The organism is Amycolatopsis sp. NPDC051758 (assembly GCF_044453095.1).
Taxonomy (GTDB): Bacteria; Actinomycetota; Actinomycetes; order Mycobacteriales; family Pseudonocardiaceae; genus Amycolatopsis.
Map to the genome: position 1 here is coordinate 209,470 of NZ_JBITCJ010000004.1, position 14,216 is coordinate 223,685.

The window sequence follows — 14,216 nt, forward strand, 5'->3', positions numbered from 1 at the left end:
TGGTCCTTGGACGATCCGCGATCCGACATACGGAGTAATCGAGGCACTGACCAGCAACGTTGCAAGAGCGAACTTCTTGTCCAGCTATTGTCCGTTAACGAGAAACGACCCATTCGGCCTACCGGCCGGTCACCCGCGGCACACGGGTCAAATAGTGGACAGTTCCTGTCCACCCGGCGGAAAACGGTAGCAAAACCCCGTCCCGGGCCGATCCACCGCGGGTGACGGCAGCCGATCACCAGGGACCGAACTCATGATCACCCATTGAACGCCACCGCGGACCGCTTCGACGTGGTCCTCCGCGCCACCGGCGAAACAGCCGACCGGCTCGAAAAGGCCCTCCGGTCCGGCGGGTTGCGCGTGTTCCGCGACGTCCGTTTCGACGAATTCGACACACTCACCGCCGAACTCGTGGACGCGGCCGCCGGGGCCCGGGTATTGCTGGCCCATCGTCAACACGGCCCGGCCGAAAACTACCGTTTCTTCACCGATGCGGAAACGCTGCAGGACTTCGTCGAACGAATCCGCCGCAAAGTCGCGGCGGACCGGAGACCGGCTTTTGTCGGCCGGCATCCGATGCTCCGGGCCGTCCACCAAGCGCTGGGCTCACGGCCGGTGGTCGTGCTCCGCGGCCTGCCCGGCACCGGCAAGACCACACTGGCCGAGCAGTACGCCCGCCTCTTCCCCGGCCAGGTGCTGCGGACCGGCCCGTTCGGCCACCTCGACCCGGACGACTTCCTCCCCGGTTTCCACCTCGCGCTGGCGCGGGCCGCCGCGGACCGGCTGGACGCGGACGTCGCCGGCCTGGACCTCGACCGCCTGCGCGGGCTGCTCGCCGACCGGATCGGCGCGGCGCCCGGCCGGGTGCTGGTGCTCGTCGACGACGTCCCGGCCGGGCTGCCACCCGCCGTCCTCGACCGGCTGCTGGTGCCGGCCGAGCGAGTGCGCACCCTGGTGACCAGCCGGTTCACGCCGTCACCCTGGGCCGCGGAGACGGTGGACCTGCCCGGCCTCACCCCGGACGAAAGCCTGCGGCTGGTCACGGCGGTCCGGCCGCTCGCGGACGACGCCGAGCGCGAAGCGGTGCTGCGGTTCGCCGCCCGCTGCGACGGCCACCCGATGACCCTGCACACCACCGCGGCCGTGCCCGGCCCGATCACCGGGGCCGAGCCGGACTCGGCGCCCGAAGCCGTCCGGAACCTGCTGCGCGAGCTCGGCCCGCTGCCCCGCGACCTGCTGCGGCTGGGCGCGGTGCTCGCGCCGGCGCCGCTTCCGCCGGAGGTCGCCCGGGCGGCGCTCGGCTCCCCCGGCGCCGCGGAGTTCGACACGGCCGTCGAGGAGCTCGTCACCCACGGGTTCGCCACGCGGGACGGCGACGACCTGCGGCTCCAGGCGCTCGCCGTCGAGGTCGCCCAGGGCGAGTTCGGCGAGCTGCTCGGCCAGGCGCCCGAAGCCGTCCTCGACGGCGGCCTGCTCCAGCACGCGCGGGTGCTCGCCGACCACGCGCCGGCCCACCGGGTCCGGCTGCTGCGCCCGGTCGCGGTGGCGTTCGAGGACCACGGCGACCCGGCGACGGCGGGTGAAATCCACGCGGCGATCCTCTCGACCGGCGAAGCGACCTCGGCGGATCTCACCGCGGCGGCCCGCGTCGAAATCGCCTGCGGCCTGCACGCGGAGGCCGTCGAACACGCGCGTGCGGCACTGGCGCTGGCCGTCGACGAACCCGGGCGGCTCGCCGCCGGCTTGATCGCGGCGCAGGCCCTCGACGGTCAGGGCGACTACGCCGAAGCCGATCGGCTGTTCTGGCAGGCCGAGCCGCTGCCCGCCGCGGCGCAGGCCGCCGCGGCCCGGGCCCGGCGGCTCCGCGGCCGCCCACGGGACGCCGTCACACTCCTCGAATCGGCGGAGCCGGACGACGACCTCGACCTCGAGCGCGCGCGGAGCCTCCTGCAGGCCGGGGATCCGCGACGGGCGCGGGACGTCGCCGCCGAGGTTGTCGCGCGCCACCAGGCGGCGGGCCGCGAACGGCATCCCCGGTTCGCCGAAGCACAGCTGGTGCACGCCGATGCCGTGCTGGCGCTCGGTCCGGCCGACCGCAAGACGGACTACGCGCGGCAGTACGGCCCCGAGCACCCGCTGGCCCTTGCTGCTTCGGTGCTCGCCGACCGTGCGCGGCTGGCCCGCCACCCCGATGCGGCACTGAAGTCGCTGGCCGCGACCGAGCAGGTGGTCCTGCGGGTGTTCGGCGACAACAACCCGCTGCACCTGCGGATCCGCCACGGAATGGGCCTGGCGCACGCGCGGCTCCGCGAGTTCGACCGGCAGGCCGACCTCCTCGAAGGGGTGGTCGGGCCGCAGATCCGGCTGCTCGGCCGGAGTCACCCGGAGACCGTCGAAAGCCGCCTCGACCTCGGGCTCGCGCTCGCCCTGAGCGGCCGGGGCCCCCGCGAACGCGCGACCACCCTGGTCGACGACGCCGCCCGCGAAGCCGTCGGCAGCTTGGCGGCGAAGGCCCGCGCCGCGCGCCAGCTCGTGCGGATCCCGCAGCCGTTCATGACCGCGCTGTTCACCTTCGAACGGCTCGTCTGGCCGGGTGACTGACGCTCAGCCGGTGCCCGCGGGCTGCCACCGGATCCCGTACGCGAAGCCGGGCGCCAGGTGCCGGAACCGGACGTGCACCTCACCGGCGTCGTCGGTCTCGAGCACCGCGCCGCGCGGGGTGCGGTCGCGCGTGTCGACCTGGAAAGCCTTTTCCAGCCGGACGATCCGCTGCGGAACGTCTTCGCCGAATCGGACGTGCAGGTCGAAAAGATCACACGGGTGCCGCGGCACGCACACGTAGTGCGGCTCGCGCATCCGCGCCCGGAATCGCAGGCCGATCTCGTGCCGTTCGCCGCGGCGCAACGGTTCCGGCAGCCGCAACGACAACCCGACCCGGTCACTCGACTCCATCACGCGCCCGGCCAGCACACCGCCGTGGAACACGTCGACCTCGAGATCCGAGTCCCGCACCGATTCGGCGGATTCGCCGATCGCGGTCAGCGTCAACGCCAGGTCCAGTTCGGCGATTTCGTCCGCGTCGGCGACCACCCGCCGGAATTCGAACGCCTCCGCCACCGGCTGATCGAGCGCCAGTGACACGCGCAGTTCTTCGGTGTGCCAACTGCGGCTCGGATAGCGTGGCCCCGGGTCCGGCGCGCCCGCCGCCACGGCCATTGCCGCGACCTGCTCGATTCCCTCGTCGATCCGCCGCCGCACGGTGCGGTCGTCGCGGTCGATCGTGATCGCCGCCCAGTGCACCCGTTCCTGGTAGAAGGGTTTGCGCGCCCGCTCGTCCAGCGCGAACGCGGCGAGCAGGGCGATCTTCAGGTCGTCCGGCAACGACTCCACGAGCGGCCGCAAACGACCCGAAAGCTTACGCCGCATCTCCACTGTGTCGTCATCTTCCAAAATGCCGCACACGGCACGCAAAGCGGGACCGACGCGGTCCGCCAGTGGTGTGGTGAAAATTCCCCTCCCTTTGCGCAGGACCTTCAGTTCACCGACCACGTCCGCCGGGCTGAAGTCCACCGTTACTCCCCTCGCCGTCCACGCACGGGGATCAATATTCGTCAGTGCAACCGCTGCTGTCCAGTCGATCATGGGACGCCTTGCGGATCGTTATCCCGCGGTTTCCTGTCCCACCGGCACGGGAAACGGGAAACGCCTTGCCGCGCCGTTCCCGGCGGCCGCATTCTTGGTGGGCCGCATCGATTCCGCGGCGAAAACCCACAAGACCACCGGGTGTTCCCGGGTGGCTCGCCGCCGCCCTCGTGCGCTCGTGTCGAAGGAGTCGAAATGAAGGTCGTCTGTTCGTTTTCGCTGCTCCTGCGGCTGGCTTTCTGGCTGACGGCGGTGGCCCTCGTGGCCGGCGTCGCACTGGGGCAGCCCGGGGACACGGCACCGCCCACACCGGACACCACCCCCGTGGTCGTCGCGCACGGAGAGGAGGTGCGGTAGCGATGCAGACCCACGCCATCGGGCTCGTCCTGGCCCTGCTGACCGGCTTCTTCGGTTGAGCGCGCGGCTGTGGTGACGTTCCCCTGGGAGCCGTCACCACGGCCGGGTGATCGTGGCCCGGCCCGGTTCACGGCCGGCGCCGAGGGGGTACTTGTTGATCATGAACCCGAAGTTGTGGCGCCTGCTGATCTCGGGAACGCTGCGGCTCTTCCTGATCAGCGCCGTGCCGGCCGCGGCGCACCTCTCGTTGCTCGCCGGGCTCCTGGCGACCGTGATCGCGTTTGTCGTCCCGGCGCCCCGGACCCCGCACGAGCGGCTCGGCGGTTAGCGGGCCCGCTAACCGCCGTGCCGGATTCAGTCGATCGGGCACCCGGCCAGCCACGGGCGGAGCTTCTCGGGGTTGCGGACCGCCCAGATCCGCTTGATCCGCTCGCCGGTGAGCTCGAACGCCAGCACCGTCACCACCACCCCGGCACGCTCCATGACCAGGCCCGGCCGGCCGTTGACCGTCCGCTCCAGGAGGGTCGACGCCGGGAACCGGGACGTGAGCTCGACCGTGCGCCGCGCGATCAGCTCGCCGCCGGTCACCGGGTGCAGCACCGCGCTCACCAGGCCGCCGCCGTCCGCCGTCACGGTCGCCTGCGGGTCCAGCAACCGCACGAGCCCGTTGATGTCCTTCGCCTCCCAGGCCAGCTTGAACTCCCGCACGATCGCCGCGCTGCGGGCCCGGGACGGCTCCGGCTCCCGGGCGGCGCGGACCCGGCGGCGGGCCGACGACGCCAGCTGCCGGCACGCCGCCGGTGTCCGGCCGAGGACCCCGGCCACCTCACCGAACGGGTAGCCGAACACGTCGTGCAGGACGAACGCCACCCGCTCGGCCGGCGTCATCGCCTCCAGCACGACCAGGAACGCCATCGTGACCGACTCGTCGAGCGTGACGCGGTCGGCGGGGTCGGCGTCGCTCCCCTGCTCCGGCAGCGGCTCGGGCAGCCACTCGCCGACGTACCGCTCCCGCCGCACGCGCGCCGAACCGAGCACGTCCAGGCAGATGCGGCCGGCCACGGTCGTCAGCCAGGCGCCGGGCGACTCGATGGCCGCGCGCTGCGGTTCCGACAACGCGAACCAGCGCCCGTAGGCGTCCTGGACGACGTCCTCGGCGTCACTCAGCGAACCGAGGAGCCGGTAGGCGATGCCGATCAGCCGCGGCCGCTCGGTCAAGACGGTTGAGGTGCTCATACCGCTTCGACGAACCGGAGCGGCCGGCTGTGACAGCCGGGATCCGGCACAACCGCGAAGCACCGCCGGACGGGAGGTCCCGCGACCCTACGCGCGGCTCCGCACACAACGCCCCCGCAGCACCACCGCGACCGGGTCGGCGAGCTGGTCCAGATCCAGCCGCGGATCACGGTCGTAGACCACCGCGTCGGCCGGGGCACCGGGCTCCAGACCGCGTAGCCCCAAGTACTCACGCGCGCTCCACGACGCCGCCGCCAGCGCCGCTTCGGGCCGCATCCCGGCGGCCACCATCGCGCGGATTTCGGCGTGGATTCCGCCGTGCGGCAAGGAGTCCGTGCCCGCCAGCACCCGCACCCCGGCTTCCGCCGCGGCCGCCGTCAACGCGCCGTGTGCGCCCGCCCCGCGCAGGAACCAGGTCCGTTTGGGACTGTCCGGCGCCTTCTCCGCGTTCGGCAGGCCCGCGATCAGCGTCGACAACGTCGGTGTCAGCGCCGTTCCCTGCGAAGCCATGCGCGCCAGCAGATCCGGATCCAGGCACATCCCGTGTTCCAGGGAATCCACGCCCGCCGCGACCGCCGCCGCCCCGCCTTCCGGGTGCTGGCTGTGCACCGCGACGCGTCCGCCGGCCGCGTGCACCGCGCGCACCACGGCCCGCAGCACGTCCACCGGCACCGAGGAATCCCCGATGCGCCAGTCCGCGATGATCTTCGCCCAGCCCGTGCGGGCGGCCTGCGACGCCGCCAGCGCCGGCAGCTCGTCGTGGTCCGCGCGGCGGCCCCAGCCGTCGAAGAACTGACCGTGCTGCGCCAGCCACGGACCCGCGTGCCGGGCGCGCGGCACGTCCGGGTCCTCGCCGAACCACGGCGGCGGCTCGCCCGGCAGGCCCGGCGAGCGGATCAGCGTGACCCCGGCGTCGACGTGCTGGTGCAGCTGTTCCCGCAGCAGGTCCGCGTCCATCGGCCGGCCGACCTCGACCGCGCCCGGGTGGGTGTGCGCGTCGACCAGCCCCGGCAGCAGCCAGCCCTCGCCGACCAGCGACGCGCCGGGCACCGGGTCGGTGGTCCAGCGGTCCCCGTCGGCATACAGATCGACGTACTCGCCGCTCGGCAGCGCGTACCCCCGGATGCGAACGATCACCACACCGAACGTACCCGCGTACGCGCTCCGGCGTAGCCGCAAGAGCCGTCCGCCGCCGGACGACCGGAAGCCGCCGGAGCAAGACGATGAGAGGCGTCGAAAAGGAGACGTCATGAAGCTGAAGACCCGGGCGCGGAAGTGGTGGCTGGTGGGCCACATCGTGTCGGCCGGCGCGTGGATCGGCATCGACGCGGTGCTCGGCATCCTCGTCTGCACCGCGCTGCTCACCGACAACGCCGCCGTCCGCGCCACCAGCCTGCAGGCGCTCGGGCTGTTCGCCGTGTGGCCGATGCTGGCCGCCGCGCTGCTCGCGCTCGTCACCGGCGCCGTGCTCGGCCTCGGGTCGAAGTACGGCCTGGTCCGCTATTGGTGGGTCGCCGTGAAACTCGCGATCAACGTCCTGATGGTCGTGCTGATCCTCGTCGCGCTGCGACCCGGGATCGCCGAAGCCACCACGAACCCCGAAGGCCTGCTCTACCCCGTGGTCGTCGCCCCCGGTCTGTTGCTGTTCGCCAGCGTCCTCTCGGTCTTCAAGCCGTGGGGCCGCCTCCGGAAGGAATCCCATGACCCTGCCCGTCCACACAACGGCACTGACCAAGCGCTACGGAACGGCCGCCGCGGTCGAGGACCTGAACCTGTCGGTGCACGCCGGTGAGATCTACGGCTTCCTCGGCCCCAACGGCGCGGGCAAGACGACGACGCTGCGGATGCTGCTCGGCCTGATCCGGCCGACGTCCGGGCACGTCCGGCTGCTCGGCGCCGAACCGGGACCGGGCAGCCTCGCCCGGGTCGGCGCGCTCATCGAGGGACCCGCGTTCTACCCGTACCTCTCGGGCCGGGCCAACCTGCGGATCCTCGCCGACCACGCCGGCGTCCGCCGCACCCGGGTCGACGCCGTGCTCGACGTCGTCAGCCTCACCGACCGCGCGAAGGACCGGTACGCGACGTACTCGCTCGGCATGAAGCAGCGCCTCGGCCTCGCCGCGGCTCTGCTGAAGGAACCCGAGCTGGTGGTGCTCGACGAGCCCACCAACGGCCTCGACCCGGCGGGCATGGCCGACATGCGCGTCACCCTCCGCAAGCTCGCCGCGGACGGCTGCACCGTGCTGCTGTCGAGCCACCTGCTGGCCGAGGTCGAGCAGATCTGCGACCGCGTCGGGGTGCTCGACCACGGCCGGCTCGTTTCCGAGACGACCGTCGAGGACCTGCGGGCGGGCGGCGCGCTGCGGGTGGTCGCCGACCCGCTCGACCGGGCCCGCGACCACCTGCGACAGCTCTACAACGGTGTCCGCGTCGAGGGGAACGCCCTGGAGCTCGACGTCGACCCGGGTGAAGCCGGGCGCGTCAACGCCGAGCTGGTCGGCGCCGGGATGACCGTCACCGAGCTGCGCTGGCACGAACCCGACCTGGAACAGACCTTCCTCGCCCTGACCGGAGGTACCTCCGATGCTGCGTGACATCCGAGCCGAGCTCACCAAGCAGGCCCGCCGCCCGGCGAGCTGGCTGCTGCTGGCCGTCGCCGTCGTGCTGTCGCTGACGTTCGGCTACGCCATCCCCTACGCCGGCCTGAGCGGGGCGACGTCCGGGCCACCGGGCTCCGGCCGCGGGCTGGCGGCGATGCTGCCCGACGCGTTCGTCGGCAGTGCGCTGGGCGGGCTGCCGATCTTCGTCGGCGCGCTGGCGCTGATCTTCGGCGTGCTGGTCGCGGGCAGTGAATACGGCTACGGCACCTGGAAGACGATCCTGGTGCAGCACCCGTCGCGCGTCGCGGTCTACGGCGCGAAGCTGGTCACCGTCGCGATCGCCGCGCTGGCCGTGGTGCTCGCGCTGTTCGCCGCCACCGCCGGCGCGAGCGCACTCGTCGCGTCACTCGAAGGGCAGGCGCTGGTCTGGCCGTCGCTCACCGACGTCCTGCGCGGCCTCGGCGCCGGCTGGCTCGTCACGACGATGTGGGGCTCGCTCGGTGTGCTGCTGGCGATCGGCCTGCGCTCGGTCGCGCTGCCGATCGGGCTCGGCCTGGTCTGGCTGCTGGCGGTGCAGAACCTCCTGGCGTCGATCGCCGCGCCGCTGCTCGACTGGGTCGCGCAGCTGCAGAAGGTGCTGCCCGGGCCGAACGCCGGGGCGCTGGCCGCCGCGTTCGGGGCGAACGCGCCCGGCGTCGACCAGGTCGTCGGATCCGGGCAGGCCATGGCCGTGCTGGCGGGCTACCTGGTGGTGTTCGGCGTGCTCGGCGGGTGGCTGCTGCACCGCCGTGACATCGCCTGATGTGGGGGTGCCGGCCACCGGTGCGGTGCGCCGGCACCACCGTGCGCGCGGTGTAGTGTTTGCCGGTCCGACCGGCGGATGAACCCCACGTGAGGTGCCATGACAGTGCGGCGGTACCCGGTGGCGGTCCTGCTCGTCCTCGTCACGGTGGCCCTGGTCGTGGTGAACGGTTTTGCGTTCTGGGGCGACACCTTCGCGCTGTGGGTCGACGACGTGATGCAGCTGAGCGCCGGGGTCGGCGCGGTCGTCTGCGGTGTCCTGGTGGCCCGCCGGGTCCGCGGCCACCAGCGCTGGTGGCGGGTGCTCGTCGCGACCGGCATGGCCGGCTGGTCGCTCGGCCAGTGCGTCTGGTCCTGGTACCAGCTGGTCGACGGGCGCGGGCTGCCGTCGCCGTCATTGGCCGACGTCGGGTACCTGAGCTTCCCGGTGTTCGCGCTCGCCGCCCTGTTCGTGCTCGCCCGGGCACGGGTGCGGCCCGACCGCGAGCGCTTCCGGCCCGCGCAGTGGACGGCGCACTTCGGCGTCGCGGTGGTGCTCGACGGCCTGATCGTCACCGGCTCGCTGTTCATCCTCACCTGGACCGCGGCGCTCGGGCAGCTGGTCCGAGCCACCGCGCCGGACCAGGGGACCTGGGCCGTCGCCATCTCCTACCCGCTGTCCGACCTGGTGATCGTGGTCGTGGCGGTGCTGCTGGTGGTGTTCGACCGGGTGGACCGGCCCTACCGCACGAACCTGCTGCTGGCCGCGGTCGGGATCGTCGCGCTCGCCGCCTCCGACAGCGTGTTCGCCTACCTGGTCAGCATCGGCGCGGAGAGCATGAAGCCGTGGTCGGACGGCGGGTTCGTGCTCGGGCCGCTGTTCATCGCGTTCGCGCTGCTGGTGACGCCGGGCGCCCGGCGGTGGGACGACGCCGGCTCGCCGGGCGGGGTCGACTGGTGGCAGCTGGCGCTGCCGTACGTCCCGGTCACGGCGGTGGCGCTGCTGATCACCGTGCAGCTGATCGCCGGCGCCGGGCCGGACGCCGTCGAGATCTTCGTCGGCGTGCTGGTGGTGTTCCTGGTGCTCGCCCGGCAGCTGCTTTCGTTGCTGGACAACAGGTTGCTGCTGCGCCGGGTGTACGAGGGCCAGCAGCAGCTGACCCACCAGGCCTACCACGACCCGCTGACCGGGCTGGCCAACCGCGCGCTGTTCGCCGACCGGCTCGACCGGGCCGTCGAGCAGGGCTCCGAAGCCGCCGGCCGGCCGCTGGTGCTGCTCTTCGTCGACCTCGACGACTTCAAGGAGGTCAACGACCGGTTCGGGCACGCCGGCGGCGACGTCCTGCTGCACGCCGTCGCCCAGCGGCTGCTGAGCTGCGTGCGCTCGACCGACACCGTCGCACGCCTCGGCGGCGACGAGTTCGCGATCCTCCTGGAAGGCGAGCTGGACGCGCCGCAGGCCGTCGCCGACCGGATCCAGGGCGCGCTGCGGCGGCCGTTCGCCGTGTCCGGCACGCTGGTCCCGGTCCGCGCGAGCATGGGCCTGGTGGTGCCGGACCCGGCCGAGCCGCTCGTCACCTCCGACGTCCTGCTGGGCCGCGCGGACACCTCGATGTACGCGGGCAAGCGGCTGGGCAAGGACACGACGGTGGTGTACCGCCCGTCGCAGGACGGCCCGCCCGACTTCCCGACGGCGCTGCGCCGCGCCGCCGGCGGCATCCCGGAGGGTTTCGGGCTGGTGTTCCAGCCGATCGTCCGGCTGGCCGACGAGACGCCGGTGGCCGTGGAGGCGCTGGCCCGCTGGACCACCCGCGACGGCGCCGCGGTGTCACCCGAGACGTTCGTCCGCGCGGCCGAAGCCGCCGGGCTCGGCGCCGAGCTGGACGCGCTGGTGCTGGACCTGGCCTGCCGCGAGATCACCAAGGCCGGGCTCGACCTGACGGTGCACGTCAACGTGTGCGCGAGCCGGCTCGGCGCGGCCGCGCTGGAGGAGAGTGTCGCCGCGGCGCTGGACCGGTACACGCTGCCCGCGTCACGGCTCGTCGTGGAGATCACCGAGACGGTGCCGGTGCCGGACCTGGCCGCGGGCGCCGCGGCGATCCGCCGTCTGCAGGACCTCGGCGTCCGGGTCGCGCTCGACGACTTCGGCGCCGGGTACAGCTCCCTGACCGTGCTGCACGCGCTGCCGGTCGACCTGATCAAGCTGGACCGCGCGCTGACGACGGGTGTGCAGCCGGAACGCGACGCGGCGCTGTGCCGGTCACTGGTCGGGCTGTGCGCCGATCTCGAGCTCGAGGTGGTCGCCGAGGGCATCGAGACGGCCGAGCAGGCCGAACTGGTGATCCGGGCGGGGTGTCCCGCCGCCCAGGGGTACCGGTTCGGCCGCCCGGCGCCGTTGTCCGCGCTCCGGCTTTCGAGCGTCTCGGCGGGTTAGCCGGCGCCCCAAGGTGGCCTTGGTTGCGTCTCACGCACCCAAGGCGGCCTTCGGTGCGTCTGACGCACCGAAGGCCGCATTGGGGCGCTTGAGCCAGGCGAAGCCGGTCAGGCTTTCACGCCGGGCGGCAGCACGCCGAAGATCGTCGCCGTCGAGCCGGCGCCGTTGCGGTTGATCGGGCCGCCCGCGAGCACCCACGCTCCCGTCGTCGGCAACGCCTTCAGGTTCGCCAGGATCTCAAGGCTGATCCGGTGGCGCTGGTACACCAGCTTCGACACCGTGTACGTCTCGTCGAGGCCGACGTCCGGGCTGAACGTGTCGGTGCCGGTGCCGCCGCGGCGGCCGAGCCGTCCGGTGTCGATCAGCCACTTCACCGCGGGGATCGAAAAGCCGGGCTGGTGCAGCACGCCGTCCGCGCCGGTGTTCGGGAAGGCCGGGGTACCCCACTTGGCGTCCCAGCCGGTCCAGAGCACCACGACGGCTTCGTCGGGGATGCGGCCGTGGCGCTTCTCCCACGCCTTGAGGTCGTCGATCGTGACGGCGTAGTCGGGGTTGGCCGCGGCCTTCGCTCTTACGTCGATCTTGACGGCGGGCCGGAATAGATCCGCCGGGTCCATGTGGTCGGCGAGCGGTTCGCCGGTGGTGAAGTGGCCGGGTGCGCCCCAGTGCGTTCCGGTGTGCTCGCCTTCGCGGACGAACTGCAGGTAGTAGCCGTCGTCGGGGATGGTGGCGATGGTTTCCAGCTCGAAGGCCGGGTCGCCGGGGAACACGTTGGTCGTGGCGGGGTCGTTGACGTGCGACAGGTTGACCAGGTTGAGCTGGTCGAGCCGCACCGGCGGCGTGGCTTGCGCGGCCTGCGCCGTCCGCCCCGACAGGGCGGCGCCGAACACCCCGGCCAGCCCCGCGGCCAGCACCCTGCGTCTCATCGGCATGGGGATTCACCTTTCACCGGAACAACCGCCCGTGCGGCGGCCTGCACGGTGATATCACCCGCGCCCGCCGCGGCCAAGGAGTTGCGCGAGGATGGCAGGCATGGACGACGACATCGAAGACCACGCCGACGAAGGCATCCTCGACCCCGAGGACACCCTGGACGACCGCGACGAGCTGGCGGAGGGCTATTCACCGCCGGAACGGCCGCGAGCCACGGAGGAATGGGGCACGACCGCCCGCGAAACCGCCGAGGGTGAGGGCTGGTCGGGGCGGCTGGCTCGCGAGGTCCCGGACGTCGCGGACGAGGAGGGTGACGGCCTCGGCGACAGCGACGACACCGACGGCGAGCTCATCGACGACGAGGTCGGCGACGTCCGCGCGGGCCGCCTGGTCGCGACCGACGAGGGTTACGGCGGAGACAGCGACGAAGAGCTGTACGCCTCGGACGCGGGCATCGACGGCGGCGCGGCGTCGGCGGAGGAAGCGGCCGTCCACGTGATCGACCCGTCGCGGCGCTGGTGAGCGGCCGGGCCGGCCACCCGCCGCGGTGAGGCCGGACCCACCCCCACGACGGGTCCGGCCCCGAATTCCGCGAGCGGCCTAATCCTTTCCCCCGTCCGGCGCGTGGGGTAGGTGGCAGAGCGGTCAGCGTCCGGATCCGGCCGGGCCCGCGCCTGCCGGGGAGGGACACGGATGCTGGAAGGGCTGCTGACGGCCGGCGCGGGCGCGCTGTACGACGCCATGGTGCGCACCGGGCCGATGCCGCTGGACGACCCGCGGGCCGAGAGCCCGGAGATGCGGGAGCTGTTCGACCGGGGGTTCGTGCGCCGCGACTACCGCGACGATCCGGTGATCGCGCCGATGGAGCCGGTGCGCGCGGTCGACCACGCCATCCTGGGCGCGCAGCAGCGGCTGCTGGAGCAGCAGCGCCAGATCGTCGCGGCGCGCCAGCAGCTCGACATGCTGCAGGCGGTGTACCGCGCGGCGAACGGCGCCGGCGGCGACTCGGCCGTCGAGGTGCTGACCGACCCGCGGCGCATCGGCTCGCTGTCGCTGGAGCTCTGCTTGTCGGCGCGCGAGGAGTTCCTGACGTTCACCACCCGGCACTTCCGGCGCAAACCGGACGCGAGCACGGTGATGCGCCTGCCCGACGCGGTGACCGAACGTGGAGTGCGCCTGCGCAACGTCTACGAGCGCGCGGCCCTCGAGTTCGACGGCGCGAAGGAGGTCGTCGACGCGAGTGTGGCCGCCGGCTGGACCATGCGGGTGGCGCCGGAGCTGCCGATGAAGATGGTGGTCGCGGACCGGCATTCCGCGCTGGTGCCGCTCGACCCGAGCGGGATGGAGGGCGCGGTGTTCGTCCGCAGCCCGACGATCGTGGCGGCGTTGCGGATGCTGTTCGAGCTGGTCTGGAGCCAGTCGGTGGCGATCCACGACCCGGGCGAGCAGCCTCGCCACGGGCTGACCCCGACGCAGGCCAAGGTGCTGGACCTGCTGGCGACGGGCATGACGGACGGTGCGATCGCACGGCATCTGGACGTGAGCGAGCGGACGGTCCGGCGGCACGTCCAGGGTCTGCTCGAGGCGCTGCAGGCGGACAACCGGGTGGCCGCGGTGTTCGCGGCGACGCGACTGGGCTGGCTCGGCTGACGCCCGGACGCGGGCGGCCGCAGTGTCGCGGCCGGGTTGAGACACGCCCAGTCTCGGCGAGCACTCGGTCCGGCCGGCAAGTTCGCTGCTGCCTGCCGGGGCCGCGTGGACCCAGGCCGGGCGAGCGCCGCGGCCCGACCGGCAAAGCCACTCGCCGCATAACCGCCTGAACCCGGACGCGGGCGGCCGCAGTGTCGCGGCCGGGCTGAGACACGCCCACTCTCGGCGAGCACTCGATCCGGCCGGCAAGTTCGCTGCAGCCTGCCGGGGCCGCGTGGACCAAGGCCGGACGAGCGCCGCGGCCCGACCGGCAAGGCCACTCACCGCCTGACCGCCTGAACCCGGACGCGGGCGGCCGCAGCGTCGCGGCCACCCGCCCACCACCTGAGCCGCGCTACTCCAGCTTGCGGCACTCCGGCGGCCCGTTCGTCCAGATCCACACGCAGTCACCCGGCCCCCGGACTCCCGGGTCGCCGTTGCCCGGCGCCGCGGCCACCGCGGCCTGCGCGCCCAAGGTGCCGATCGCCGCTGCCGCGAGCAAGCCCGCCAGCACACGCTTGACCATGCGTTTTCCTCCCGCGAAG

The 14,216-nt window shown here is 73.0% G+C and carries 14 protein-coding genes; 9 read left to right on the top strand and 5 right to left on the bottom strand.

Annotated features, from left to right (window positions below; translation table 11 throughout):
* The first annotated feature begins 264 nt into the window (after positions 1-264).
* Positions 265-2,601, top strand: coding sequence for an AAA family ATPase (locus ACIA5G_RS20470; RefSeq protein WP_395925356.1), 2,337 nt, complete (start codon positions 265-267; stop codon positions 2,599-2,601).
* Positions 2,602-2,604: 3 nt separating this feature from the next.
* Here the strand turns inward: ACIA5G_RS20470 and ACIA5G_RS20475 are convergent, their stop codons facing one another.
* Positions 2,605-3,402: a hypothetical protein gene (locus ACIA5G_RS20475; RefSeq protein WP_395925358.1), complete on the bottom strand. Its 798-nt coding sequence runs from the start codon at positions 3,400-3,402 to the stop codon at positions 2,605-2,607.
* A 435-nt stretch (positions 3,403-3,837) separates the two neighbouring features.
* Between ACIA5G_RS20475 and ACIA5G_RS20480 the strand changes: the two genes are divergently transcribed.
* Positions 3,838-3,999 carry a hypothetical protein gene (locus ACIA5G_RS20480; RefSeq protein ID WP_395925360.1) on the top strand — a complete coding sequence of 54 codons (162 nt, stop codon included), beginning with the start codon at positions 3,838-3,840 and terminating at the stop codon, positions 3,997-3,999.
* Between the two features lie 160 nt (positions 4,000-4,159).
* On the top strand, positions 4,160-4,327 hold the full coding sequence (locus ACIA5G_RS20485) for a hypothetical protein (protein ID WP_395925362.1): 168 nt from the start codon (positions 4,160-4,162) through the stop codon (positions 4,325-4,327).
* Positions 4,328-4,353: 26 nt separating this feature from the next.
* On the opposite strand, the gene sigJ is transcribed toward ACIA5G_RS20485, so the two are convergent.
* Both sigJ and ACIA5G_RS20495 read right to left on the bottom strand, forming a co-directional pair.
* Positions 4,354-5,235: an RNA polymerase sigma factor SigJ gene (gene sigJ, locus ACIA5G_RS20490; RefSeq protein WP_395925364.1), complete on the bottom strand. Its 882-nt coding sequence runs from the start codon at positions 5,233-5,235 to the stop codon at positions 4,354-4,356.
* Positions 5,236-5,322: 87 nt separating this feature from the next.
* On the bottom strand, positions 5,323-6,372 hold the full coding sequence (locus ACIA5G_RS20495) for an amidohydrolase family protein (RefSeq protein ID WP_395925366.1): 1,050 nt from the start codon (positions 6,370-6,372) through the stop codon (positions 5,323-5,325).
* Positions 6,373-6,484: 112 nt separating this feature from the next.
* Here ACIA5G_RS20495 and ACIA5G_RS20500 point away from each other — a divergent pair, with 112 nt between their 5' ends.
* The 4 genes from ACIA5G_RS20500 (at position 6,485) to ACIA5G_RS20515 (ending at position 11,049) form a co-directional block, all read left to right on the top strand.
* Positions 6,485-7,027: a hypothetical protein gene (locus ACIA5G_RS20500; RefSeq protein WP_395925368.1), complete on the top strand. Its 543-nt coding sequence runs from the start codon at positions 6,485-6,487 to the stop codon at positions 7,025-7,027.
* Complete coding sequence (locus tag ACIA5G_RS20505) at positions 6,936-7,829, top strand: ABC transporter ATP-binding protein (RefSeq protein WP_395925370.1); 894 nt, start codon at positions 6,936-6,938, stop codon at positions 7,827-7,829. The genes ACIA5G_RS20500 and ACIA5G_RS20505 overlap by 92 nt, the downstream gene beginning before the upstream one ends.
* Positions 7,819-8,637, top strand: coding sequence for an ABC transporter permease (locus ACIA5G_RS20510; protein ID WP_395925372.1), 819 nt, complete (start codon positions 7,819-7,821; stop codon positions 8,635-8,637). The genes ACIA5G_RS20505 and ACIA5G_RS20510 overlap by 11 nt, the downstream gene beginning before the upstream one ends.
* 99 nt (positions 8,638-8,736) lie before the next feature.
* Entirely contained in the window at positions 8,737-11,049 is a 2,313-nt protein-coding gene (locus ACIA5G_RS20515) for a putative bifunctional diguanylate cyclase/phosphodiesterase (protein ID WP_395925374.1), read from the top strand.
* Between the two features lie 107 nt (positions 11,050-11,156).
* On the opposite strand, the gene ACIA5G_RS20520 is transcribed toward ACIA5G_RS20515, so the two are convergent.
* Positions 11,157-11,981, bottom strand: coding sequence for a cyclase family protein (locus tag ACIA5G_RS20520; protein ID WP_395925376.1), 825 nt, complete (start codon positions 11,979-11,981; stop codon positions 11,157-11,159).
* A gap of 100 nt (positions 11,982-12,081) precedes the next feature.
* Between ACIA5G_RS20520 and ACIA5G_RS20525 the strand changes: the two genes are divergently transcribed.
* On the top strand, positions 12,082-12,504 hold the full coding sequence (locus ACIA5G_RS20525; protein ID WP_395925378.1) for a DUF5709 domain-containing protein: 423 nt from the start codon (positions 12,082-12,084) through the stop codon (positions 12,502-12,504).
* Positions 12,505-12,675: 171 nt separating this feature from the next.
* On the top strand, positions 12,676-13,632 hold the full coding sequence (locus ACIA5G_RS20530; protein ID WP_395925380.1) for a LuxR C-terminal-related transcriptional regulator: 957 nt from the start codon (positions 12,676-12,678) through the stop codon (positions 13,630-13,632).
* 394 nt (positions 13,633-14,026) lie between these two features.
* On the opposite strand, the gene ACIA5G_RS20535 is transcribed toward ACIA5G_RS20530, so the two are convergent.
* A complete protein-coding gene (locus tag ACIA5G_RS20535) occupies positions 14,027-14,197 on the bottom strand; it encodes a hypothetical protein (protein WP_395925383.1) in 171 nt (56 codons plus the stop codon).
* Positions 14,198-14,216 lie beyond the last annotated feature (19 nt).

Excerpts from the sequence above, each read along its gene's own strand:
- ACIA5G_RS20485 (WP_395925362.1), top strand. The coding sequence starts at position 4,160 with ATGAACCCGAAGTTGTGGCGCCTGCTGATCTCGGGAACGCTGCGGCTC.
- ACIA5G_RS20505 (WP_395925370.1), top strand. The coding sequence starts at position 6,936 with ATGACCCTGCCCGTCCACACAACGGCACTGACCAAGCGCTACGGAACG.
- ACIA5G_RS20535 (WP_395925383.1), bottom strand. The coding sequence starts at position 14,197 with ATGGTCAAGCGTGTGCTGGCGGGCTTGCTCGCGGCAGCGGCGATCGGC.
- ACIA5G_RS20480 (WP_395925360.1), top strand. The coding sequence starts at position 3,838 with ATGAAGGTCGTCTGTTCGTTTTCGCTGCTCCTGCGGCTGGCTTTCTGG.
- ACIA5G_RS20530 (WP_395925380.1), top strand. The coding sequence starts at position 12,676 with ATGCTGGAAGGGCTGCTGACGGCCGGCGCGGGCGCGCTGTACGACGCC.
- ACIA5G_RS20515 (WP_395925374.1), top strand. The coding sequence starts at position 8,737 with ATGACAGTGCGGCGGTACCCGGTGGCGGTCCTGCTCGTCCTCGTCACG.
- ACIA5G_RS20525 (WP_395925378.1), top strand. The coding sequence starts at position 12,082 with ATGGACGACGACATCGAAGACCACGCCGACGAAGGCATCCTCGACCCC.
- ACIA5G_RS20500 (WP_395925368.1), top strand. The coding sequence starts at position 6,485 with ATGAAGCTGAAGACCCGGGCGCGGAAGTGGTGGCTGGTGGGCCACATC.
- ACIA5G_RS20520 (WP_395925376.1), bottom strand. The coding sequence starts at position 11,981 with ATGCCGATGAGACGCAGGGTGCTGGCCGCGGGGCTGGCCGGGGTGTTC.
- sigJ (WP_395925364.1), bottom strand. The coding sequence starts at position 5,235 with ATGAGCACCTCAACCGTCTTGACCGAGCGGCCGCGGCTGATCGGCATC.
- ACIA5G_RS20510 (WP_395925372.1), top strand. The coding sequence starts at position 7,819 with ATGCTGCGTGACATCCGAGCCGAGCTCACCAAGCAGGCCCGCCGCCCG.